Source organism: Singulisphaera chitinilytica (assembly GCF_049331405.1).
Taxonomy (GTDB): Bacteria; Planctomycetota; Planctomycetia; order Isosphaerales; family Isosphaeraceae; genus PoT.
The window spans coordinates 5,922,459-5,940,624 of sequence record NZ_CP186274.1; the positions used below are offsets into that span (position 1 = coordinate 5,922,459).

Sequence of the window (18,166 nt, forward strand, 5' to 3'; positions counted from 1 at the left end):
ATGTTAAGGGGCGATCAGCCCCGATGCGGACTTCGACGAGCATGATGCTCCCCTCACCCTCTCCATGCCGAGACAACGCCATGACGAACAGGGAGCCTCTCCTTCTTGCGCGCGGGCTGGTCACCAGGGTTTTCGGGAACGGGCGAGATCGTGGATTCCGGGCGTCAGGCCGCGGGGATCTGCGGTTGCGGCTCGAGCCGTTGGAGTCTCGCCTGACGCCGACGACCTTGCCTTCGGGGTTCGGCGAGGCCGTCGCCGCGACGGGGCTGACCGAGCCGACGTCGATGGAGTTCTCGCCCGACGGGCGCCTCTTCGTGCTCGAGCAGACGGGCAACGTCGAGCTCGTCCGCGACGACGGCACGACCTGGACTGCGCTTCACCTCAACGTCGACTCGCAGGGAGAGCGCGGGCTGCTCGGGATCGCGTTCGACCCCAACTACGCCTCGAACCACTACGTCTATCTCTATTACACCAACCCGAATGCCGGCGCGGCCTCCTGGTCGACGGGGGAGCACAACCAGCTCAGCCGGTTCACCGTGAACGACTCGAACCCGCAGCAGCCCGTCTTCACCAACGAGGCCCCGATCCTCGACTGGAACTCGCTGAGCTCGGCGACGAACCATAACGGGGGGGCGATCCTCTTCGGGGCCGACGGCATGCTCTACGCCGGGGCCGGGGATAACCTGCAGACGTTCACCCAGGGCGGAAACACCTATCGGGCCTCGCAGACCCTGGGCAATCTGCTGGGCAAGCAGCTTCGCATCGATGTGTCGGCATTCAACTCCGGTGAGGCCACGCGCGACGACACGACGGTTGGGCATCTGATCCCGAGCGACAACCCGTTCGTGGGTTCGGCGACGGGCATCAACCAACTCATTTACGCGATCGGGCTCCGCAACCCGTACACATTCGCGGTCCAGCCTGGCACGGGAAAGATCTTCATCAACGATGTGGGCGAGGTGACCTGGGAGGAGATCAATCTGAGCGTCGCCGGGGCCAACTACGGCTGGAGCGGCGGCAACACCGACGGCTTCGGCCAGTCCCCTCCGGGCCCCGGGGTCTATCACAACCCCCTGCTCGCCTACAACCATTCCGGCGGCCCGGCGAACGGCGGGAGCGCGATCACCGGGGGGACCTTCTACAACCCGAGCACGGCCCAGTTCCCCGGCAGCTACGTCGGCAAGTACTTCTATGGGGACATCGGGGGCAACTGGATCCGGGTCTTCGACCCGGCGCACCCCGGGACGGCCTCGAACCCCGACACCTCGGCCTCCTTCGCGACCGGCATCACGGGCGGGGTCGTCGACGTCGCCGTCGATTCGAGCGGCCACCTCTTCTACCTGACGTACGACGGCAAGGTCACCGAGGTCTCGTACAACGCCCCTAAGATCCTGACGCAGCCGACCTCATTGACGGTCAATCAGGGAGACGCCGCGACCTTCCAAATCTCTGCCTCGGGTGCCTCGCTGACGTACCAGTGGCAGCATCTCGTCGGGGCCAACTGGGTCGACGTCGGCACGAACTCGCCCCGGCTCACGATCGTCGACGCGACCTCGGCGAACGCCGGCGCCTATCGCGCCATCGCCGCCAACGCCTTCGGCGCGGCCATCAGCGCCAACGCGACGCTGACGGTCCAGGTCCCCACCACCCCGACCTTGCTGCAAGGGTTGAAGGGAGAATACTTCGACTTCACCACGAGGCTCCGGAGCCTGCCCGACCTGACCGGCCGCACGCCCGACCTGACGCGGGTCGAGTCGTCCCTCAACTTCTTCCCGAGCCGGCTCGCCTGGGCGGGGCTCGACGCCCGCTTCAACACCAACTTCGCCGCGAGGTTCACCGGGTTCCTGAAGGTCGACACCCCCGGGCGCTACACGCTGGCCCTGAATTCCAACGACGGCTCGAGGGTCTGGATCGACGGCAACCTCGTCATCAACAACAACGGCATCCACGGGATGGTCAGGCGCACCAGGGCAATCACGCTGGACGCCGGCCTGCACTCGATCCAGGTCGACTACTTCCAGAACCGAGGCCCCGCCGGCCTGATCCTGTCGTGGTCGGGCCCTGGGGTCGCCCGCCAGGCCATCCCGGCGAGCCAGCTCTTCCACGCCTCCGACTCGACCCAGGCCCGGTCCGTCATCACCGCACAGTCGACCTCGACCGAGGACCGACCGCAGGTCGTTGGCTCCCCGTGGGCGGAGCTGGCACAGCGTCGGCGGTTCGCGAAGTGGAACGGCTGACCGGTCGCTTCATTCCAGGAAGGCCGCCTCCACCATCAGCCCGGGGCCGAAGGCCAACGCCACGCAAGGCCGAGGCGCCCGGGCCCGGTAGAGGCGGTCGAGGATGAACAGGATCGTGGGGGACGACATATTGCCGCACTCGGCCAGGACGCGCTGAGAGACCTCGAGCGCGGAGCGGTCGAGCCCCGTCGCCTCATGGACCGCCGAGAGGATACGAGGCCCTCCCGGGTGAATTGCCCAGGAACCGATCGTGGCGAGGCTCTGGCCGTACTTCGCGAGCCAGGGCTCGAGCCACGGAAGCAGATGCCGGCCGATCAACTCGGGCACGCGAGGGGAGAGCGTCATCTCGAACCCGTGATTGCCGATGCGCCAGGACATCGCGTCTTCCGAGTCTTCGATGAGCGTCGAGCCGGTCCCGACCACGCGGTAAGGGGCCGGCGACCGCTCGTTCAGGCCTGATGGCGAAGCGACCGCGACGAGCGCCGCGGAGCCGTCGGCGAAGAGGGAGTTGGCCACGATCTTGTCGGGGTTCCAGCCGTATTGATGGTGCAGGCTGCAGAGCTCGACCGCCGAGACGAGCACGCAGGCCGAGGGATCGGCGTCCAGGAACGACTTCGCCACCCTGAGCGCGTTGAGCAGTCCGTGACATCCCATGAACCCGACCTGGGTGCGGGCGACCTCCGGGCTGAGTGGCAGTTGCTTGATCAGGCTGATGTCGAATCCGGGGGAATAGAACCCGGTGCAGGTCACGGTGATCAGGTGGGTGACCCGGCCGGGGTCGATCCCCGCGTCGTCGAGCGCGACCTTCGCGGCGGAGACGGCGAGGTGCCCTGCCTCGGCCTCGTACTTGCGCATCCGGTCGAAGGTGGTCGGGTCCTGCCCTTGGTTGAAGAACGACTGGCGGCCCGCCAGGTCCCCCTCCGAGGCGTCGAGCACCACGCAATGCCGGCCCTCGACCCCCGCCTTGCGATACATCGCCTGGAAGAGACGCTCCTGGGCGGGGGTCTCGCAGGAGAACTGCTGGGCGATCTCGGCGGCGTCCGCCTGAGCGATCCGATGCTGCGGCAGGGCGGTGCCGATGCCGGCGATCCAGGTGGGCATAGTCGTCAACTCGCTTACAGTGAGACCGGTGGTGAATTGACCCTTTGGATCAGGCCCCGGGTCATGACCGGGGCCCTCGTGGCCGTCTCGAACACGAGGCGAGACAACCAGGGGCGTCGCAAGACCGCAGCAAACCCCCGGCAGATGGCCTGGCGGCGCCCGACCAGCCGGCCATGGAGCCGAGACCACTCCCCGATGAGCCCGGGCTCCCACTCCCCGATCGCTCGCAGCGCGAGCGGGGCGATCGCCCGCCCGGAGGCCATGGCCCAGGCCATCCCTTCCCCGGTGAAGGGCTCGACATAGCCCGTGGCGTCTCCGAGGAGGAAGAGACGACTGGCGGCGATCGGCCGGGTCTGTCGCGTCAAGGGCGGGGTCCCCTGCCACTGGCTCGACTCGAGCGCGGGGACGGGCATGGCTCCCGCCTCGTATAAAATAGCGGCGGCCGCCTCGCCGGGGCTCCCCGCGCGTCTGAGCATCTCCTTGGCGACGGCGGCGGCCACGTTGAGCCGCCCGTCCTCATCCCGGACGATACCGACGTAGCCATCGCGAGCGACGGCCATGCTGATCCTCGGCTCGCGATAGGCCGGAGGGCACTCGTCGACGACCGTCCCGAGGCCCACTCGCGATGCAACGGCGACCCGCGTCCTCAACGGCTCCGCATGATGGTCGAGGCATGTGTTGCCGATCCCCGCGGCGACGATCACCAGCCTCGCCTCGGCGAGCGCCGAGCGATCCGGACGAGTCAGCCTGACGCGGCGCACGTCCCCTTCCGCTCGTTCGACGACCGCCGAGGTCTCCTGGATGAAGTCGGCTCCTGCTGCGATCGCCGCCTCGACCAGCGCGGCATCGAGCCGGGCCCGTGAGAGGACGCGGCCCTCGGGCAGCGGGAACCGGGCCGAGCGGTGACGGAACGTCACCTGGAGCTGTTCGGGTTCGACCGCCCCTAACCGATCGATCAGGGATTCGAGCCCGATCGATCGCAGGACGGCGAGCGCCTGGCCATTCAGGCAGGCGCCGCAGACCTTGGTGCGGGGGAAGGCCTTCTTGTCGACGAGCAGGACGCGTGCGCCGGCCCACGCGATCTGGCGGGCGGCCAGGGTCCCGGCCGGCCCCGCGCCGATCACCACGGCGTCCCAACGGCGAGTCGTGGCGGCCTCGAGGCTCAGGGTATCGACCATCGAGCCGGAGGTCATCCGCCGCGCCTCCAGCTCAGGAGGAATCGCTGGGGCCAGTGCCTTGTAATCGTGGTTCCGCTCAAACCCGCACGCTCGGCGAGGCCTCGGGCTTCCTCGACCGTGAACGCCCCGGCCACCGACGCAGGCCCGTCGTAATGGACGACCGGCGAGCGGGACAGCAGGCGGCACCCGAACTTGGCGAGCCAGTAGCCGAAGCGGCCCCGGACGAGGTCGTTGACGAGCACGAGCTGCCCGGCGGCCTCAGCCATGCGCCGGAGCAACTCGATGGCCGCAGCTTCATCGAGGTGATGGAGGAAGAGCGAGCAGGCGATGACGTCGTAATCATCGCGGGGGGGCGTGTCGGCCAGGGCGTCGCTTTCGAAGAATCGCACGTCGATGCCTCGATGTCTGGCTCGATCTCGGGCGAACTCGACGGCCTGGGAGCTGATGTCGCACCCCTCGACGTCCAGTTCCAGCCCTTCACCCTTGGCCCTTCGGGCCAGGGCAATGGCCACGTCCCCGCCGCCGCTCGCCAGGTCGAGCACGCGCAAAGGGGGATCGCCCGGCCCGCGTCCTCGGGCCAGGGCCGCGATCGACGGCCAGAGGATCGCCGCGCTCCGGCTGAAGGAGTTGATCCTCCCGAGTCCTCGGAGGGCCGAGGCATGCATTTCGGGCGTCAGGCCCGGTTGATCCATGATCTCGGGCACCCGATGCCTCTGTCGCAGATCGGGGCTCGCTTTATTTGGCATGTTTACCGCGTTGATGAATCTCTGAGGCAAATCAGCAGGCCTCATGGCGATTCATTATGCAGCGAAACGCGCGCCGAGATACAACCGGCCCGCCCCGATTTGCTCCGGCAGCCGGAGAGTCGCCCGATCAAATGATGCAAATCCAATTGATGACGATTTGTGCTTTTCTGAACGCTCAAAGGGTGGTGCGAGTGGCCGGGTGATATCCGGGTCGGTTCGGGCGGTGCGGGGTGGGTAAGTTCAGGCTTCGATCGCGGTCCTCGTCCTGACCAGGACGCGGTCTTTCTCGACCGGGTCGAGGCGCTCGCGAGCCGCCGCGGGCGAGCCTACAACTTGTGGGCTCTCGAAGAGGCGGCGAAAGAGTTCGGCGAGGAGGAGGCAGGAGGGCGAGACGATCAGGATCAGGGCGGCCAGCCTCGCGTCACTCCCCCAGCCCTGGGCCCTCAGCGCGAGGTTCGCGAGGGCGAGGATCGGGTAATGCGTGAGGTAGAGGCTATACGAGAGCCTGCCGGACGCGACCATGAATCGGCCTTCGAAGCAGCGGAGCACGCGCGGGCGATTTGCCCAGGGTTGGGCGTCGGCCTTCATCGAGAGGTACGACCAGCGGACCGCCAGTGCCGTGATCGCCAGGCCGCACGCGAGGTCGCCGACCATCATCCGCGTCTCGTCCGCCGGGCCGATCGTCCACCAGGCCAGCCCCGTGCTCAGGAACACGAGTGCGACGAGAGCCCGGTCGAGCCCGGTATGAGCCCGCAGGGCCTGGAAGATCCGGGCCTGTCGCGTCAGGACGGCCCCGGCCATCCCCATCGCCAGGAGCCCCAGATACCAGGGGCAGAGCACCCGGAGCGCGGGCCGTTGCAGCGGGACGGAGAGCGCGGCGATGGCCTCTCCGGCGATCACGGCCGAGGCGACGGCCGCCGTGATTCCCCAGCGTCGTCGGGCCGCGAGCAAGGCCGGGAAGAGGAGGAACGCCTGCCATTCCGTGGCCAGGCTCCAGAACGGGGGCGCGACCCGGAAGATCCACTGCCCGTCCAGGTTATGGATCAGGAGCAGGTGCGCGACGATGGACCCGGTCGAAAACGCCGGCAAGGCCCGGTCCCAGGGCGTCAGGCCCGGCTCCCCCAGCGCTGGGATCAGGGCGATCAGCAGCCAGGTGAGCCCAAGGGCCGCGTAATAGGGGGGTAAGATCCGCCTGGCTCGACGCAGCACGTACGCGAGCGTGCCCCCTGGCAATCGATCGCCGCCGTCGACCAGTACGCGCTGCATCAGGCCGAAGCCGGAGAGGACCACGAACAGGGAGACGGCGTAGTGCCCGTGTCGGAGCAGGTATCGGACAACCTGGGCCGTCCCCGACAGGCCAGCAGGCGCGACCATGAGCGCAGCATGGTGCAGGACCACGTAGATGGCCGCCAGCCCTCGCAATCCGTCGAGAAAGCCGATCCGAGGTCTGGCCCCGGCCCGGTCCGCTCGCGCAACAAGGCCCATCGATCCACCTCCATGTGGACCCCGGCCTCGACGTTGAGCCTGCCGCCACCCAACGCCGAATCCATACCTGCTTCGTTCGAGAGACGGAATCGGGCGAGACTATACCCGGAGTGCCCCCGGGTGTCGTCCCCAACTCTGGGGACGCCCATCCCTCATCACATGAGTTCGTCGATCGCCCGCGGCTTGGGCTTCCCCACAGCCCTGCGAAACCTCGGCAGGGTCGCGAGCAGAGGCGACATCATGTAGGCCAGGCCCAGGGCATACAGCCACGCGCCGCGCACGATCAGGGACACGAGGGGCAAGACGCAGCAGACGGCCACGACCCCGATGATGAACCGTCGAGGAATCGCTCGTCCCATCCAGAGTCGGTTCCCGAGCCAGGTCGCCACCCAGACGATGGGCAATCCCATCCCCGCCACCAGCAGTATCGGCCACTTCCCGGAGATCAGGGCCCCCAGCGTTCCGAGGGCCGTCGGGATCCCGATGGCCGCGGCCAGCACGAACAGGATGACGGCGAGCACCCTCGGCAAGGTCTCGGGGCGGTCGGCGAGTTCGTCAGTCATCATCGACGCTTCCTCCGCCTGCAGATATTACGGGAATTCAGGCATGGGGACACCCTCAGAATTCGTCGGCCGAGAGGATCTCGCCCTGGTCTCTCGATCCGAGCTTCCAGACCGTTTGCGGGCTCATGCTCGACCTGAGGAATCGGACGGAGCCATCGCACATGGCGACGTTGGCCCCGCCGCTGTGATAGCTGCTCATCCCATACATACCGGGGGCGTCAAAATCGGCCTGCCCGGAGGTGCTGATCTCGCAGTTCGGATACGCCGGGTTCGGCGGCAGGAGCGTGTTCCCCAGGCTCTCCCCGAAGTAGCCGAAGCTCCACGACTCCCCGACCCAAGAGCGGTTGTTGGTCGCGCCGGCCTTGGCGGCACAGGCGTCGAGCCAGGCCGAGAAGCCCGAGGCCCCAGCCGGCATGTTCATCCTCGCGTCGTCCGCCTCCGTGGCGCCGCCCGGGAAGACCCCCGAAACCACGACTACGTCCTGCGGGATCGAGACCCTCGAACCGTCGAAATCCCCCGTCCGCCACTCGCCGAAGGCGATCGTGTGGCTCGTCCCATCCCGCACGTCCTGGAGCCTGACCACCTTCCCCCACATGAACGCACCGCCGGGAGACGCATGATCGAGGTGGCCGTCGAGGTTGAGGCTCGGCCCGACGGACGCGAAGTAATTGTTACCCGAGGCCGGGATGTCCCACCCGTTGACGGTCGCCTCGGGTTTTGAGTCCGAAGGGCATAGGAAGGGATCGATCCGCATCATGACGGCGGTCGAGTTGATCCGCTGCGTGATAGGGTCGCTAATGTTGCAGACATGAAAATTGATGGTGTTGTAGATCGGAACCTGTTCCAGGTACGGCAGGACTCGCGATTGCTCGCTCCAGCTCCCCAACCCACCGCAATTGAAGGGCATGGCCACCCGCCGAGAGGATGCGAGGCCTCCCGGCGGCAGGCATTCGTTCGTGCCCTGGTAATTCTGGATCGCGAGCCCGAGCTGTTTCAGATTATTCACGCATCGAGCCCGCCGGGCCATTTCTCGGGCCGACTGCACGGCCGGCAGCAAGAGCGCACAGAGCAGCGCAATGATAAGGATCACCACCAGCAATTCGATCAGGGTGAACCCTCGACCGAAACGTCCCCGCGATCGCGCCGGCAGCATGAGATTGCCCCACGAGAGTGCGAGAATGGGTATCTCCGACAAATGTAATTTTTTGTAAGCTGGTCTTCAAGTCCTTTGAGACAGGCCTGGCCGACTTCTCGAGGAGCCGGCGTGATTCTCTCGTGCCGGGCGTCAGTTCAAGACCTCGGCGTGTCGATCATGTTTGGCGTGGTTGGATTGATTCTTTGTGTCAGCGTGGATTCGTGGATTGAGACGATGAGGGGCTTGCGCGGGCGTGCTTGGGGTAACGAACTTGCTAGCGACGGAATTGTTGACATAATGTTTGAGGATGGTCGAACTCCGTGGGATGCGTGGCATTAACGTCGAGGGCTGAGGCATGCTGACACTTTCGGGTCCCTCGAGGAAGTATTGCGACGGGGTTTCGCGGCGGTCGTTCCTCAAGCTCGGCGGGCTGGTGATGGGGGGGCTCGGGCTTCCCGAACTGCTGCGGGCCGAGGCCCAGGCGGGGCGAGGGAAGTCGCACAAGTCGGTCATCATGGTCTACCTCACCGGGGGCCTGCCGCACCAGGACACGTTCGACCTCAAGCCGAATGCACCCGACGGGATCCGCGGCGAGTTCAAGCCGATCGCGACGAAGATCCCGGGGATCGAGGTCGGCGAGCTGCTCCCCAGGACGGCGGCGACCCTCGACAAGATGGCCGTGATCCGCTCGCTGGTCGGGCTCCGGGATGAGCACTCGAGCTTCCAGAACATCACCGGCTACCCGATGGGCGTCAGCCAGCGCGAGGGGAAGCCGCATTTCGGCTCGGTGATCTCGAGGGTCCAGGGACCGCATGACCCGGTCGTCCCGCCGTTCATCGACCTCTTCCCGACGATGCAGCACCGGCCCTATAACACGCCGGGGCCCGGGCTCCTGGGGATGACGCATCGCCCCGCGCGGATGGATGGCGACGACCTCGCGTTGCTGAAGGGCGGGAGCGTCCCCCCCGACCGCTTCGAAGGCCGAAAGCATCTCCTCAGCCAGTTCGACCAGTTCCGCCGTCAGGTCGACTCGACCGAGGTCGGCGGTATGGACGGGATGTACCGCCGGGCGTTCGAGGTGCTTGCCTCCGACAAGGTCGCGAAGGCCCTCGACGTCACGCGGGAAGACCCTCGGGTGCGCGAGAAGTACGGCATCGGCTCGTCGACCCACCTCGGCGACGGCGGCCCGATGTGGAACGACCAGTTCCTGATCGCCCGCCGCCTGGTCGAGGCCGGCGCCCGCTGCGTGACCGTGGCCTATGGCTTCTGGGACACGCACAGCAACAACTTCCCCTGGCTCAAGGAACGCCTCCCCCTGTTCGATCAGGGGGTCTCGGCCCTCGTCGACGACATCTACGCCCGAGGCCTCGACCAGGACGTGACGGTCGTTGTCTGGGGCGAGTTCGGCCGATCCCCCCGGATCAACAAGGACGGCGGTCGCGACCACTGGGCGCCCGTCAATAGCGCCATCCTGGCCGGCGGAGGCATGCGCGTGGGCCAGGTCATCGGCTCGACCGACCGCCTCGGCGGCTCCGCCGCGAGCCATCCGATCCACTACCTCGATGTGCTGGCGACCGTCTACCACAACCTCGGCATCGACCCGCATTCGTTCGTCAACGACATCGCCGGCCGCCCCGTCCCCATCCTGCCGAGCACCTCGCGCCCCATCGAAGAGCTCATCTGACGAGTTGGTTCGGGCGGCGTCATTCAGGGTAAACCATCTATAGAAAGCCCGGCTCGCTTGAGCCGGGCTTTCGTCCGTCTCTACCCCGAGAATCCCGTGGTCCCGCCGCCTCTTTTGCGATTGAGGCTATGGGCCCCTCGCGCATTGGCCTTGTGCGAACCGGGGAATTTCGTGAATTTTCGGCGATTTGCCAAATTTATGCTGGCATTCCTGCCGAGATTTGCTAAGTACGGTTACTGTACGTTTGAATATTGATCGGGAGGCGTGGTAACCGAGTTCTTGGGAATCCGAATCATGGACGTGCAAACGGTCGGGGATGTGAGTCGGGTGGTGGATGCCGTCTATCGCTCGGAGTCGCGGCGGGTCTTCGCGACATTGATCCGCCTGCTCGGCGACTTCGACCTGGCCGAGGAGGCCTTGCACGAGGCGTTCACGGCGGCGCTCGAGCAGTGGGCCCGCGACGGCGTGCCGACGAACCCGAGGGCCTGGCTGGTCTCGGCGGGGCGCTTCAAGGCGCTCGATGTCGTCAGGCGCCGGATCCGCTTCGACTCCTCGCTCGCCGAACTGGCCTCGCGGCTCGACCAGAATGCCTCGGCGTTCGAGGCGAAGGAAGATGGCGAGGTCGAGGACGACCGCCTCCGCCTGATCTTCACCTGCTGCCACCCCGCGCTGCCGGCGAGCACCCAGATCGCCCTGACCTTGCGTGAGGTCTGCGACCTGAAGACCGAGGAGATCGCCAGCGCCTTCCTGACCTCCCCCTCGACGATCGCCCAGCGCATCGTGCGAGGGAAGGCGAAGATCCGCGACGCGGCGATCCCCTATCAGGTCCCCTCGCGTGCCGACATCCCGGCGCGGCTCGATTCGGTCCTCTCGGTCATCTACCTCGTCTTCACCGAGGGCTACTCGGCCTCGTCGGGCGAGACGGTCACGCGCCCCGACGTCTCGGGCGAGGCGATTCGCCTGGGCCGCTTGCTCCAGGAGCTCTTGCCCGACCCGGAGGTCACAGGCCTGCTCGCCCTCATGCTCCTCCAGGAGTCGAGGCGCACCGCACGCTCGGCCCCTAATGGTGACGTGATCCTGCTCGAAGACCAGGATCGGTCCCTCTGGGATGCCCAGCAGATCGCGGAAGGCAAGACGCTCGTCGGCCGGGCCCTCTCGTCGCGGTCGTTCGGGGCCTACACGATTCAGGCGGCGATCGCGGCGGTCCACGCCGACGCTCCCAGCACCGCGTCGACCGACTGGGCCCAGATCGTGGCCCTCTACGACATCCTCGCCAGGGCCGAGCCCTCCCCCATCATCGAGCTGAACCGGGCCGTGGCGGTCGCGATGCGCGACGACCCCTCGGCCGGCCTGCAACTCATCGACGCCATCCTGGATCGGGGCGAACTCGGCGACTACCACCTGGCGCACGCCGCCCGTGCCGACCTCTGCCGGCGATCAGGACGATTTGACGAGGCACGAGAATCGTACCGGCGTGCCCTCGAACTCGCGCGCCAGGAGCCCGAGCGTCGATTCCTCGAAGGCCGCCTGCGCGAGCTGAGCTGAGCTGATTGAACCGGCCCCGGCCGCCGTTGATATGGGCTCGGGGCCCGTGATGCGGTATATCTTGCCGGGCCGGCAGGATTCCCAGGTGGTTGCCGACCGGTCATGAGCGGGCGTCAGCTTGGAAACATTTTTCGGGCGGATGTCGAATCTGGGTTCCCCGGGTCGACTACTCGGCGACGGAACCCATCGTGCTCCGTGCCCTGTCCCGAACGGACGTGTGCGGGCCTTCGCGGGCACGCGGGCTCGTTTCCATAGCCTCCTACCCCCCCGGGGAGAGACGCCATGCACGCCGAACCGCAAAAAGAACACAAGTGGCTCGAGAAGATCGTCGGCGAGTGGACCTGCGTGATCGAGAGCCAGATGGGCCCCGATCAGCCCAAGGAGACGGTCGAGGGCGTGGAGGAATCCCGCTCGCTCGGCGGCCTCTGGGTCATCTCCGAAGGTCGAATGAATTTGCCGGGAGGCACTCCGGGCATTTCGATCATGTCGCTCGGCTATGACCCGGAGTCGGGCAAGTTCCGCGGGACGTTCATCGCCTCGATGATGACCTACCTCTGGACCTACGAAGGCTCGCTCGACGCCGACGAGAAGATCCTGACCCTGGACGCCGAGGGCCCGGACTTCACCAGCCAGAAGCTTGTCAAGTATCAAGATATCACCGAATTCATCGGCGACGACCACAGGACCCTCTCGTCGCAGATCCTGGACGACGACGGGAATTGGAATCGATTCATGACGGCCCATTATCAACGTAAGAAGTGATCTGGCGTTGGTGTGATCCGTCGCAACGGGGGCATTCCGATGAAGTACATGCTGCTGATCTATGGCGATGAGAACGCGTGGACCGAATCCGAGCGAGTGGAATGCTACGAGGAGTCGGTCCGCCTGACCCAGCAGCTGCACGCCAAGGGGCAATACCTGGGCGCCTCGCCGTTGCACCCCGTGGCGACGGCCACCAGCGTCCGCGTGCGGGACGGCAAGCGGATCACCACCGACGGCCCCTTCGCGGAAACGCGTGAACAACTCGGCGGCTACTTTCTGGTCGAGGCCAAGGATTTGAACGAGGCCATCGACATTGCCGGCCAGATCCCGGGCGCCCGCCTGGGCACCGTCGAGGTCCGCCCGATCGTGGAGCTCGGCGGCCTCCCGAACTGATCGTGGCCTCCTTCGACCCAAGTGGCGGGCCCTTGACCCCCAGACAAGACGGGACTTCCTCGCATGAGTATCGACCTGCAATCCCTCGCCCCATCGAAGCCGGCCCTCTGGGTCGGCCGGATCCTGGCGGCCCTCTCCGTGCTGTTCCTGCTCTTCGACGCGGGGGCCAAGATTGCGCAAGTGGACGAGGTCATGAAGGTTTGCGCGGAGATGGGAATTCCTGCGCGGATCGTCCCCGGCCTCGGGATCACCCTGCTCGTCTCGACCATCATCTTCGTGATCCCGGCGACCGCGCCCCTCGGCGCGATCCTGATCACCGGCTATCTCGGTGGCGCCGTCTGGACCCACGTCCAGAGGGGCGACCCGATCTTCCCCATCGTCTTCCCGGTGATCTTCGGCGCCATGGTCTGGGGCAGCCTCTACTTCCGAGACCCCCGCGTGCGGCAACTCCTCCCGTTCCGCCGCCCTGCCCTGGCGCCTCGTGCGGTCGAGGAACCCGCCCAGGCCGTCGCCTGACCACGAAGGTTCATCTCCACCATCGACCGAGGACCTGATCGCAGCGATGTCGATCAGGTCTCCTGCATTTCTTGATTCTCGAGACGCGATTGGCTTTAGCGCTCCCACTCTCTTCGCAGGCGAGTGGCCTCGGCCTTGAGGTCTCTGGGGATGTAGTAGTGGATGCGGTCCGTGGAGAGTTCGGTCAGGGGTTTGAGGCGGGTGCGGAGCTCGGAGACCTCGACGGGCTTGGGTTCGCCCTCGACGCGGATTCGGATCGCGTTGCGGACGCTCTGCTCGTCGCTCTCCTTCTCGGGGAAATAGGGCTGGTTGTACTTGGCCTTCACCGTGTCGCGCAGGCAGTACATCTCGGCCGGCCGGTATTCGACGCGGCTCCGCACGAGGTCGGTCAGGGCCTCTTCCCAGTCTTCGAGGTCAGGGGCGAGCGGGTTCGCGAAGTTCGGGGCCTCGATCATGGTCAGGCGGTCTCGCTCGAGGAAGCGCCGGGCCAGGTCGGCCAGGGCGCGGTCGGGGTGGCCCGTCCAGGCCTGGATCTGCGAGAGGACGGTGTATTCCTCGATGGCGAGGTACTGCCTCACCGAGGGGCCGTCGGCGGTGCGCAGGGCATCCCAGAAATCCCGGATGGCCGGGACGAGCGAGGCGTCTCGGCCGTCGTCGTGGAGCGACCTCGCGTGCTTCCACATCGTCTCCAGCAGACGCTCGAAGCCCCGGGTCGTCTTGTGGAGATAGACGTTCTGATACATGTGGTAGCGAGAGTAGATATATTCCTCGATGGCGAGGAGCGACTTCTCGGCCCAGACGATGTCCCGGTTCGCGTCCTCGTCCTCGTAGATCTCGAACGTGTTCAGGATCCGGAACCAGTCGAACTCGCCGTAGCTGGCGCCGGTGAAGAGGCTGTCCCTGCGGAGGTAGTCGACCCGGTCCATGTCGAGCTGGCTCGAGAGGAGATACTTCTGCCAGGCCGGCTGGTCGTGGTTGTTCGGGTCGATCAGGTCGGCGACCTTGCGGGGGAAGGGGTCGCCGAAGTGACTTTTGAGGACGTGGTGGACCTTCGTCTCGTCGCTCAGAATGATCGCCCGCGACCAGTCCTCGTGCTTGACGCCGAGGCAGGGTTCGAAGACGTGCGAGAAAGGGCCGTGGCCGACGTCGTGGATCATCGCCGAGGCCATCACGGGGGGCCGCCCCTGGCTCGTCTGGGGGTCGTCGTCGGAGATACGGGCGAGGTGCTGGAGCGCCTGATTCGTGAGGTGGACGACGCCGAGGCTGTGGGCGAGGCGGTTGTGATCGGCCCCGGGATAGGTCAGATAGCTGACCCCGAGCTGATGGATGCGCCGGAGGCGCTGGATCTCCGGAGTGTCGAGGAGCTCGAGCAGCCAGCGGTCGTGCTTGCGATCGATGCTGATGTAGTTATAGAGCGGATCTCGGATGATCTTCGACGACATATCCGTGCCTCGCCCTCATCCTTCATCCTCGGCCCCGGTCTCGATCAGCCGGCGACCTGCCTGGCCAGGACCTCGGCGCGTTCGGCGACGCCGCTCCCCGCCGTCAGGCGCTTGAACCGGCACATCTTCTCGACGGCCTCGAGCCAGTCGTGGCCACGCTCGCGGAAGAAGACGATCGTCGAGGCATACTCCAAATCTTTCAAGTCGACCAGGAAGAGCCGGCGAGCCTGCTCCTCGAAGGGCGCCAGCACCGAGCAGGTGGTCGCGCCCCTGGGGGACGACTCGAAGTCGGCGAGCTTCACGCGGGCGACCTCGTCGAGCTGATAGGAGAACTGTTGCCCGACCGGGTTGGCCCCGGCCCTCTCCACGAGGATCTTGGCCTGCACCATCGCGTCGGTGAGCAGGGCGACTTCCTGCGAGTAGGGCCCGTAGTGGTGGAGCGCATACTCGGCCTCGAGCGGGCACCCGGCGACCTGGAGGAGGTAGACGACCTTCTGCATCCGCTTGCGCGTATCCAGCGTCCCCGCCCAGTCCACGATCTTCGCCAGTTGATAACGGGTCATCCCCAGTCTCCCCCAACGTCACCGGCGAGGAGGACGCCCCTCCGCACTTCCGTTCGAGCCGGAATGTTGCGAGGACGCCAGACTCATGGCCCTGATCATCTTAGGGTGAGAGGTCGCTATACCCTTGGTGTTGTCTCGCGGCGGCGATGCGCCTGCATAACCCTGAATCAATGTCTGGAAGGTTACCCGATGAAAGGCCCCTGTCAAGGAAACCGCCGGGGATCATGATCGCGTTCATCCGAATAGAAGTCTTGAACGCTTCGATCGTTTTTAATCGCCGATTCATCTGGCCGGACGGAACCTGCATCAGGTCGAACGTCGTTGTTGTGAGCCGTTTCATATCATTGCTTGATTTTGGATTGATGTGACTGGATTCTCGAGATTGCCTCCCTGACCGCGAACCGCACGGTCTCGTAGGGTTCGCTCCTTGCGACTCGTTCCAGGTCGGGCAAGACGCACGAGGCGGCCTGCGCCGATTCTCCCAGGGCCTCCGCCGCCTTCAGGCGGACGAGGAGGGCGTCGTCCTCCAGGGCCGCGGTCAACTTCTCGCAGACCGTGGCCGTCGACAATGGGCGGATCTTGCCGAGGGCCTCGCACGCGGCGGCGCGGATCCGCTGGCGGGGATCTCTCAAACCCTGGATCAGCACCGCCTCGACGTTCTCGTCGCCGCGGCCGACTTGACCCAGCGCCGTGATTGCCAGGACTCGAAGCGTCGGATCAGCCTTCCGGGCAAGCTCGATCAGGACCGGGCTCGCATCGCTTGCCTTCGCTCCCAGGCCGGCGACGACGCGCAAGGCGGCCTCCTGCAAGTCGCTGTCACCGTCCTTGAGGGTCTTCATCAAGACGGGTAAGGCGGGGTCTCCGATCCGGATCAATGCCTGGACGGCCGTATCTGATTCGACTCTCGTCGCCTCCAGGAGTTCGGGGACGGCCGGATTCGCCGCCGGCCCGATACTCCCGAGCGTCTGGATCAACTCGCGATGCAGAGACGGGGCGGCCCCTGAATGTTGCAGGGCCTCGATCAGGTACGGGACAGCATCCGAGGCGCCAGGGCCGATTTTGCCCAGGGCCGCGATCGCATTGATGCAAGCGATTGTGCCAGCCTTGTCGTCCGCGAGGATGCCGATCAGGTTCGGGACGACGTCTCTTCCGATCTGCCCCAGCACGCCCGCGACGTCTTCAGATGCAGACAATTCGGCACGCAGCAGATCCAACAGGATGGACGCGGCCTCGATGGCACTCTTTCGATCCAGGCCGATTTTCCGAAGCGCACGGACGATCGCGGTCGTGTCGTCATGATCCAGGCCTTCGACGTTCAACGCCTCGATCAACGGGGGTACGGCCGCCTGAGCCGGTGGTCCGATGTCGCCCAGCATGCCGATCGCCAGTTGGCGCACGAGCGGGTCGGTGTCTCTGATCGCAGTCATGAGGAGAGGCACGCTACGCGAGTCGAAAAGTCGGAGCGCCCTGATGGCGTCGAACCGCTCTCGCCATTCCTCGTGACTCAGCCTGGATTCAAGTGTTTTGAGGGCCTCGCCAACGACCTCATGCGAAGGGCTGATTTTCGCCAGCGCCGCGGCGGCATGATAGGACTCTTCCTGTTTTGCCGCGGTCGCCAGCGCCGGGATCGCACCGCCGGCAAGAGGGGCCAGGCGGCCGAGCGCATCGGCCGATTCGTCACGTAGGCGAGGCTGACTCAATCCTCCGACGAGCACCTGAATCAGGGCGTCGGGCACGTCGGCTCCGATTCGCGTCAGGACGATGGCGGCTCGAATGCGTATCGACTGCGAGAGGTCCTGGTCTTTCACGGCGTCGACGAGCATGGGGGCGGCGCGTGGACCGAGCTTGACCATGAGATCCGCGATGTCGCCGCCGATCGTCCTCGAGTCGGCCGGCCCGCGCATGAATTCCGTCCCGTCATCGAGGGCCTTGATCAACCCAGGAACTGCGCTCGCCAGTTCCGGCCCCAACCGTCCAAGCGCATCGACGGCGCCGATCCGGAGATTGGCCTCGGGAGTCCCGAGGGCCTGAACCAGCGACGGAATCGCCTTCGGCCCAATCGCGACGAGGGCCTCGATGTACGACTGATGATGCTTGGTCGACTCTTCCACCCTCATGGCTTCAATGAGCCCGGGTATGGCGTCGGCCGCGTCCTTGCCGATCGAGGCGAGGGCTCCTGCAGCGGCTTCACGGACCGCCGGGCCGGCTTCATAGTAGCGATGCATGTAAATGGATTGGTGAGATCTGTTGCCATGTGGACGCGGAATCTCGCCCCGGTCGGAAAGGGCGGCGGTTAACCGAGGCACGGCGTCACTTGCCTCGGGACCGATCGCAGCGAGAGCCTTGCAAGCCGCGATACGCACGGTGATCATGGTGTCGGCGAGGGAGGCGACGAGCGCCTTCACGGCCATCCGAGCCTCGGGTCCGAGTTTCGCGATATCCTCCGCCGCCCGAATCTTCTCGGCTGCATCTAGGCCCGGCCTGAGGAGCGACTCGGACGAGTTCCGCACGGCCCTGGCAGCTTCCGATTCCGCGGGTCTGGCGTTATCCCCTCGTGGCCTGGCGATCCCGTGCCTTTCGCCGTCACCTGGCTGGCACGATGATGCAATGGCGACGAGCAAGCCGGTTGCGCCGACGAGGAGAGGAGGCATGGCCCACCGCATCGTGATACGCTTCCTTACGCTTATGGATATTTAAGTGAGCTTGGAATATTATTGTGTAGATTCGCTGCGAGAGAGTTGGCGGGGAACCGCGACGCTCATCTCCCCGTCTGATCGCTTCTCTCTCGAAGTAGACGACCACTCCCCGCGGATATT

General features: G+C 65.9%; 15 protein-coding genes. 6 read left to right on the forward strand and 9 right to left on the reverse strand.

From position 1 onward, the window contains the following. Positions 1 to 185 precede the first annotated feature (185 nt). The gene (locus tag ACOYYX_RS23510) at positions 186 to 2,237 is read left to right on the forward strand and encodes a PQQ-dependent sugar dehydrogenase (protein WP_422924249.1); all 2,052 of its coding nucleotides are present in this window, start codon (positions 186 to 188) and stop codon (positions 2,235 to 2,237) included. 9 nt (positions 2,238 to 2,246) lie between these two features. On the opposite strand, the gene ACOYYX_RS23515 is transcribed toward ACOYYX_RS23510, so the two are convergent. The 6 genes from ACOYYX_RS23515 to ACOYYX_RS23540 form a co-directional block, all read right to left on the reverse strand. Further along, positions 2,247 to 3,338: a type III polyketide synthase gene (locus ACOYYX_RS23515; RefSeq protein WP_422924250.1), complete on the reverse strand. Its 1,092-nt coding sequence runs from the start codon at positions 3,336 to 3,338 to the stop codon at positions 2,247 to 2,249. 14 nt (positions 3,339 to 3,352) lie between these two features. Continuing rightward, on the reverse strand, positions 3,353 to 4,531 hold the full coding sequence (locus tag ACOYYX_RS23520; protein WP_422924252.1) for an NAD(P)/FAD-dependent oxidoreductase: 1,179 nt from the start codon (positions 4,529 to 4,531) through the stop codon (positions 3,353 to 3,355). Then, the gene (locus tag ACOYYX_RS23525; protein WP_422924254.1) at positions 4,528 to 5,208 is read right to left on the reverse strand and encodes a methyltransferase domain-containing protein; all 681 of its coding nucleotides are present in this window, start codon (positions 5,206 to 5,208) and stop codon (positions 4,528 to 4,530) included. Before ACOYYX_RS23525 ends, ACOYYX_RS23520 begins: the two co-directional genes overlap by 4 nt. 294 nt (positions 5,209 to 5,502) lie before the next feature. Next, positions 5,503 to 6,747, reverse strand: coding sequence for an acyltransferase family protein (locus tag ACOYYX_RS23530; protein WP_422924256.1), 1,245 nt, complete (start codon positions 6,745 to 6,747; stop codon positions 5,503 to 5,505). A gap of 155 nt (positions 6,748 to 6,902) precedes the next feature. Next, positions 6,903 to 7,313 (reverse strand): hypothetical protein, encoded by a 411-nt coding sequence (locus ACOYYX_RS23535; protein WP_422924258.1) that lies wholly within the window; start codon positions 7,311 to 7,313, stop codon positions 6,903 to 6,905. Between the two features lie 52 nt (positions 7,314 to 7,365). Continuing rightward, complete coding sequence (locus tag ACOYYX_RS23540; protein WP_422924260.1) at positions 7,366 to 8,463, reverse strand: DUF1559 domain-containing protein; 1,098 nt, start codon at positions 8,461 to 8,463, stop codon at positions 7,366 to 7,368. 337 nt (positions 8,464 to 8,800) lie between these two features. On the opposite strand from ACOYYX_RS23540, the gene ACOYYX_RS23545 reads away from it, so the two are divergent. From ACOYYX_RS23545 to ACOYYX_RS23565, 5 genes are all read left to right on the forward strand, one after another. Then, positions 8,801 to 10,129 carry a DUF1501 domain-containing protein gene (locus tag ACOYYX_RS23545; protein WP_422924262.1) on the forward strand — a complete coding sequence of 443 codons (1,329 nt, stop codon included), beginning with the start codon at positions 8,801 to 8,803 and terminating at the stop codon, positions 10,127 to 10,129. Positions 10,130 to 10,423: 294 nt separating this feature from the next. After that, complete coding sequence (locus ACOYYX_RS23550; protein ID WP_422924264.1) at positions 10,424 to 11,674, forward strand: RNA polymerase sigma factor; 1,251 nt, start codon at positions 10,424 to 10,426, stop codon at positions 11,672 to 11,674. A gap of 282 nt (positions 11,675 to 11,956) precedes the next feature. Beyond that, on the forward strand, positions 11,957 to 12,436 hold the full coding sequence (locus ACOYYX_RS23555; RefSeq protein WP_422924265.1) for a DUF1579 domain-containing protein: 480 nt from the start codon (positions 11,957 to 11,959) through the stop codon (positions 12,434 to 12,436). Positions 12,437 to 12,475: 39 nt separating this feature from the next. Next, positions 12,476 to 12,829 (forward strand): YciI family protein, encoded by a 354-nt coding sequence (locus ACOYYX_RS23560; protein WP_422924267.1) that lies wholly within the window; start codon positions 12,476 to 12,478, stop codon positions 12,827 to 12,829. Between the two features lie 63 nt (positions 12,830 to 12,892). Next, positions 12,893 to 13,345: a DoxX family protein gene (locus ACOYYX_RS23565; RefSeq protein ID WP_422924269.1), complete on the forward strand. Its 453-nt coding sequence runs from the start codon at positions 12,893 to 12,895 to the stop codon at positions 13,343 to 13,345. Between the two features lie 95 nt (positions 13,346 to 13,440). Here ACOYYX_RS23565 and ACOYYX_RS23570 read toward each other — a convergent pair whose 3' ends face one another. The 3 genes from ACOYYX_RS23570 to ACOYYX_RS23580 form a co-directional block, all read right to left on the reverse strand. Next, positions 13,441 to 14,787, reverse strand: coding sequence for an HD domain-containing protein (locus ACOYYX_RS23570; protein ID WP_422924271.1), 1,347 nt, complete (start codon positions 14,785 to 14,787; stop codon positions 13,441 to 13,443). Positions 14,788 to 14,831: 44 nt separating this feature from the next. Continuing rightward, positions 14,832 to 15,350: a hypothetical protein gene (locus tag ACOYYX_RS23575; RefSeq protein ID WP_422924273.1), complete on the reverse strand. Its 519-nt coding sequence runs from the start codon at positions 15,348 to 15,350 to the stop codon at positions 14,832 to 14,834. Positions 15,351 to 15,691: 341 nt separating this feature from the next. Then, on the reverse strand, positions 15,692 to 17,575 hold the full coding sequence (locus ACOYYX_RS23580) for a HEAT repeat domain-containing protein (RefSeq protein ID WP_422924275.1): 1,884 nt from the start codon (positions 17,573 to 17,575) through the stop codon (positions 15,692 to 15,694). Positions 17,576 to 18,166 lie beyond the last annotated feature (591 nt).

Excerpts from the sequence above, each read along its gene's own strand:
- ACOYYX_RS23565 (WP_422924269.1), top strand. The coding sequence starts at position 12,893 with ATGAGTATCGACCTGCAATCCCTCGCCCCATCGAAGCCGGCCCTCTGG.
- ACOYYX_RS23540 (WP_422924260.1), bottom strand. The coding sequence starts at position 8,463 with ATGCTGCCGGCGCGATCGCGGGGACGTTTCGGTCGAGGGTTCACCCTG.
- ACOYYX_RS23525 (WP_422924254.1), bottom strand. The coding sequence starts at position 5,208 with ATGGATCAACCGGGCCTGACGCCCGAAATGCATGCCTCGGCCCTCCGA.
- ACOYYX_RS23530 (WP_422924256.1), bottom strand. The coding sequence starts at position 6,747 with ATGGGCCTTGTTGCGCGAGCGGACCGGGCCGGGGCCAGACCTCGGATC.
- ACOYYX_RS23560 (WP_422924267.1), top strand. The coding sequence starts at position 12,476 with ATGAAGTACATGCTGCTGATCTATGGCGATGAGAACGCGTGGACCGAA.
- ACOYYX_RS23580 (WP_422924275.1), bottom strand. The coding sequence starts at position 17,575 with ATGCATCGCTACTATGAAGCCGGCCCGGCGGTCCGTGAAGCCGCTGCA.
- ACOYYX_RS23575 (WP_422924273.1), bottom strand. The coding sequence starts at position 15,350 with ATGACCCGTTATCAACTGGCGAAGATCGTGGACTGGGCGGGGACGCTG.
- ACOYYX_RS23545 (WP_422924262.1), top strand. The coding sequence starts at position 8,801 with ATGCTGACACTTTCGGGTCCCTCGAGGAAGTATTGCGACGGGGTTTCG.
- ACOYYX_RS23555 (WP_422924265.1), top strand. The coding sequence starts at position 11,957 with ATGCACGCCGAACCGCAAAAAGAACACAAGTGGCTCGAGAAGATCGTC.
- ACOYYX_RS23550 (WP_422924264.1), top strand. The coding sequence starts at position 10,424 with ATGGACGTGCAAACGGTCGGGGATGTGAGTCGGGTGGTGGATGCCGTC.
- ACOYYX_RS23515 (WP_422924250.1), bottom strand. The coding sequence starts at position 3,338 with ATGCCCACCTGGATCGCCGGCATCGGCACCGCCCTGCCGCAGCATCGG.
- ACOYYX_RS23570 (WP_422924271.1), bottom strand. The coding sequence starts at position 14,787 with ATGTCGTCGAAGATCATCCGAGATCCGCTCTATAACTACATCAGCATC.
- ACOYYX_RS23520 (WP_422924252.1), bottom strand. The coding sequence starts at position 4,531 with ATGACCTCCGGCTCGATGGTCGATACCCTGAGCCTCGAGGCCGCCACG.
- ACOYYX_RS23535 (WP_422924258.1), bottom strand. The coding sequence starts at position 7,313 with ATGATGACTGACGAACTCGCCGACCGCCCCGAGACCTTGCCGAGGGTG.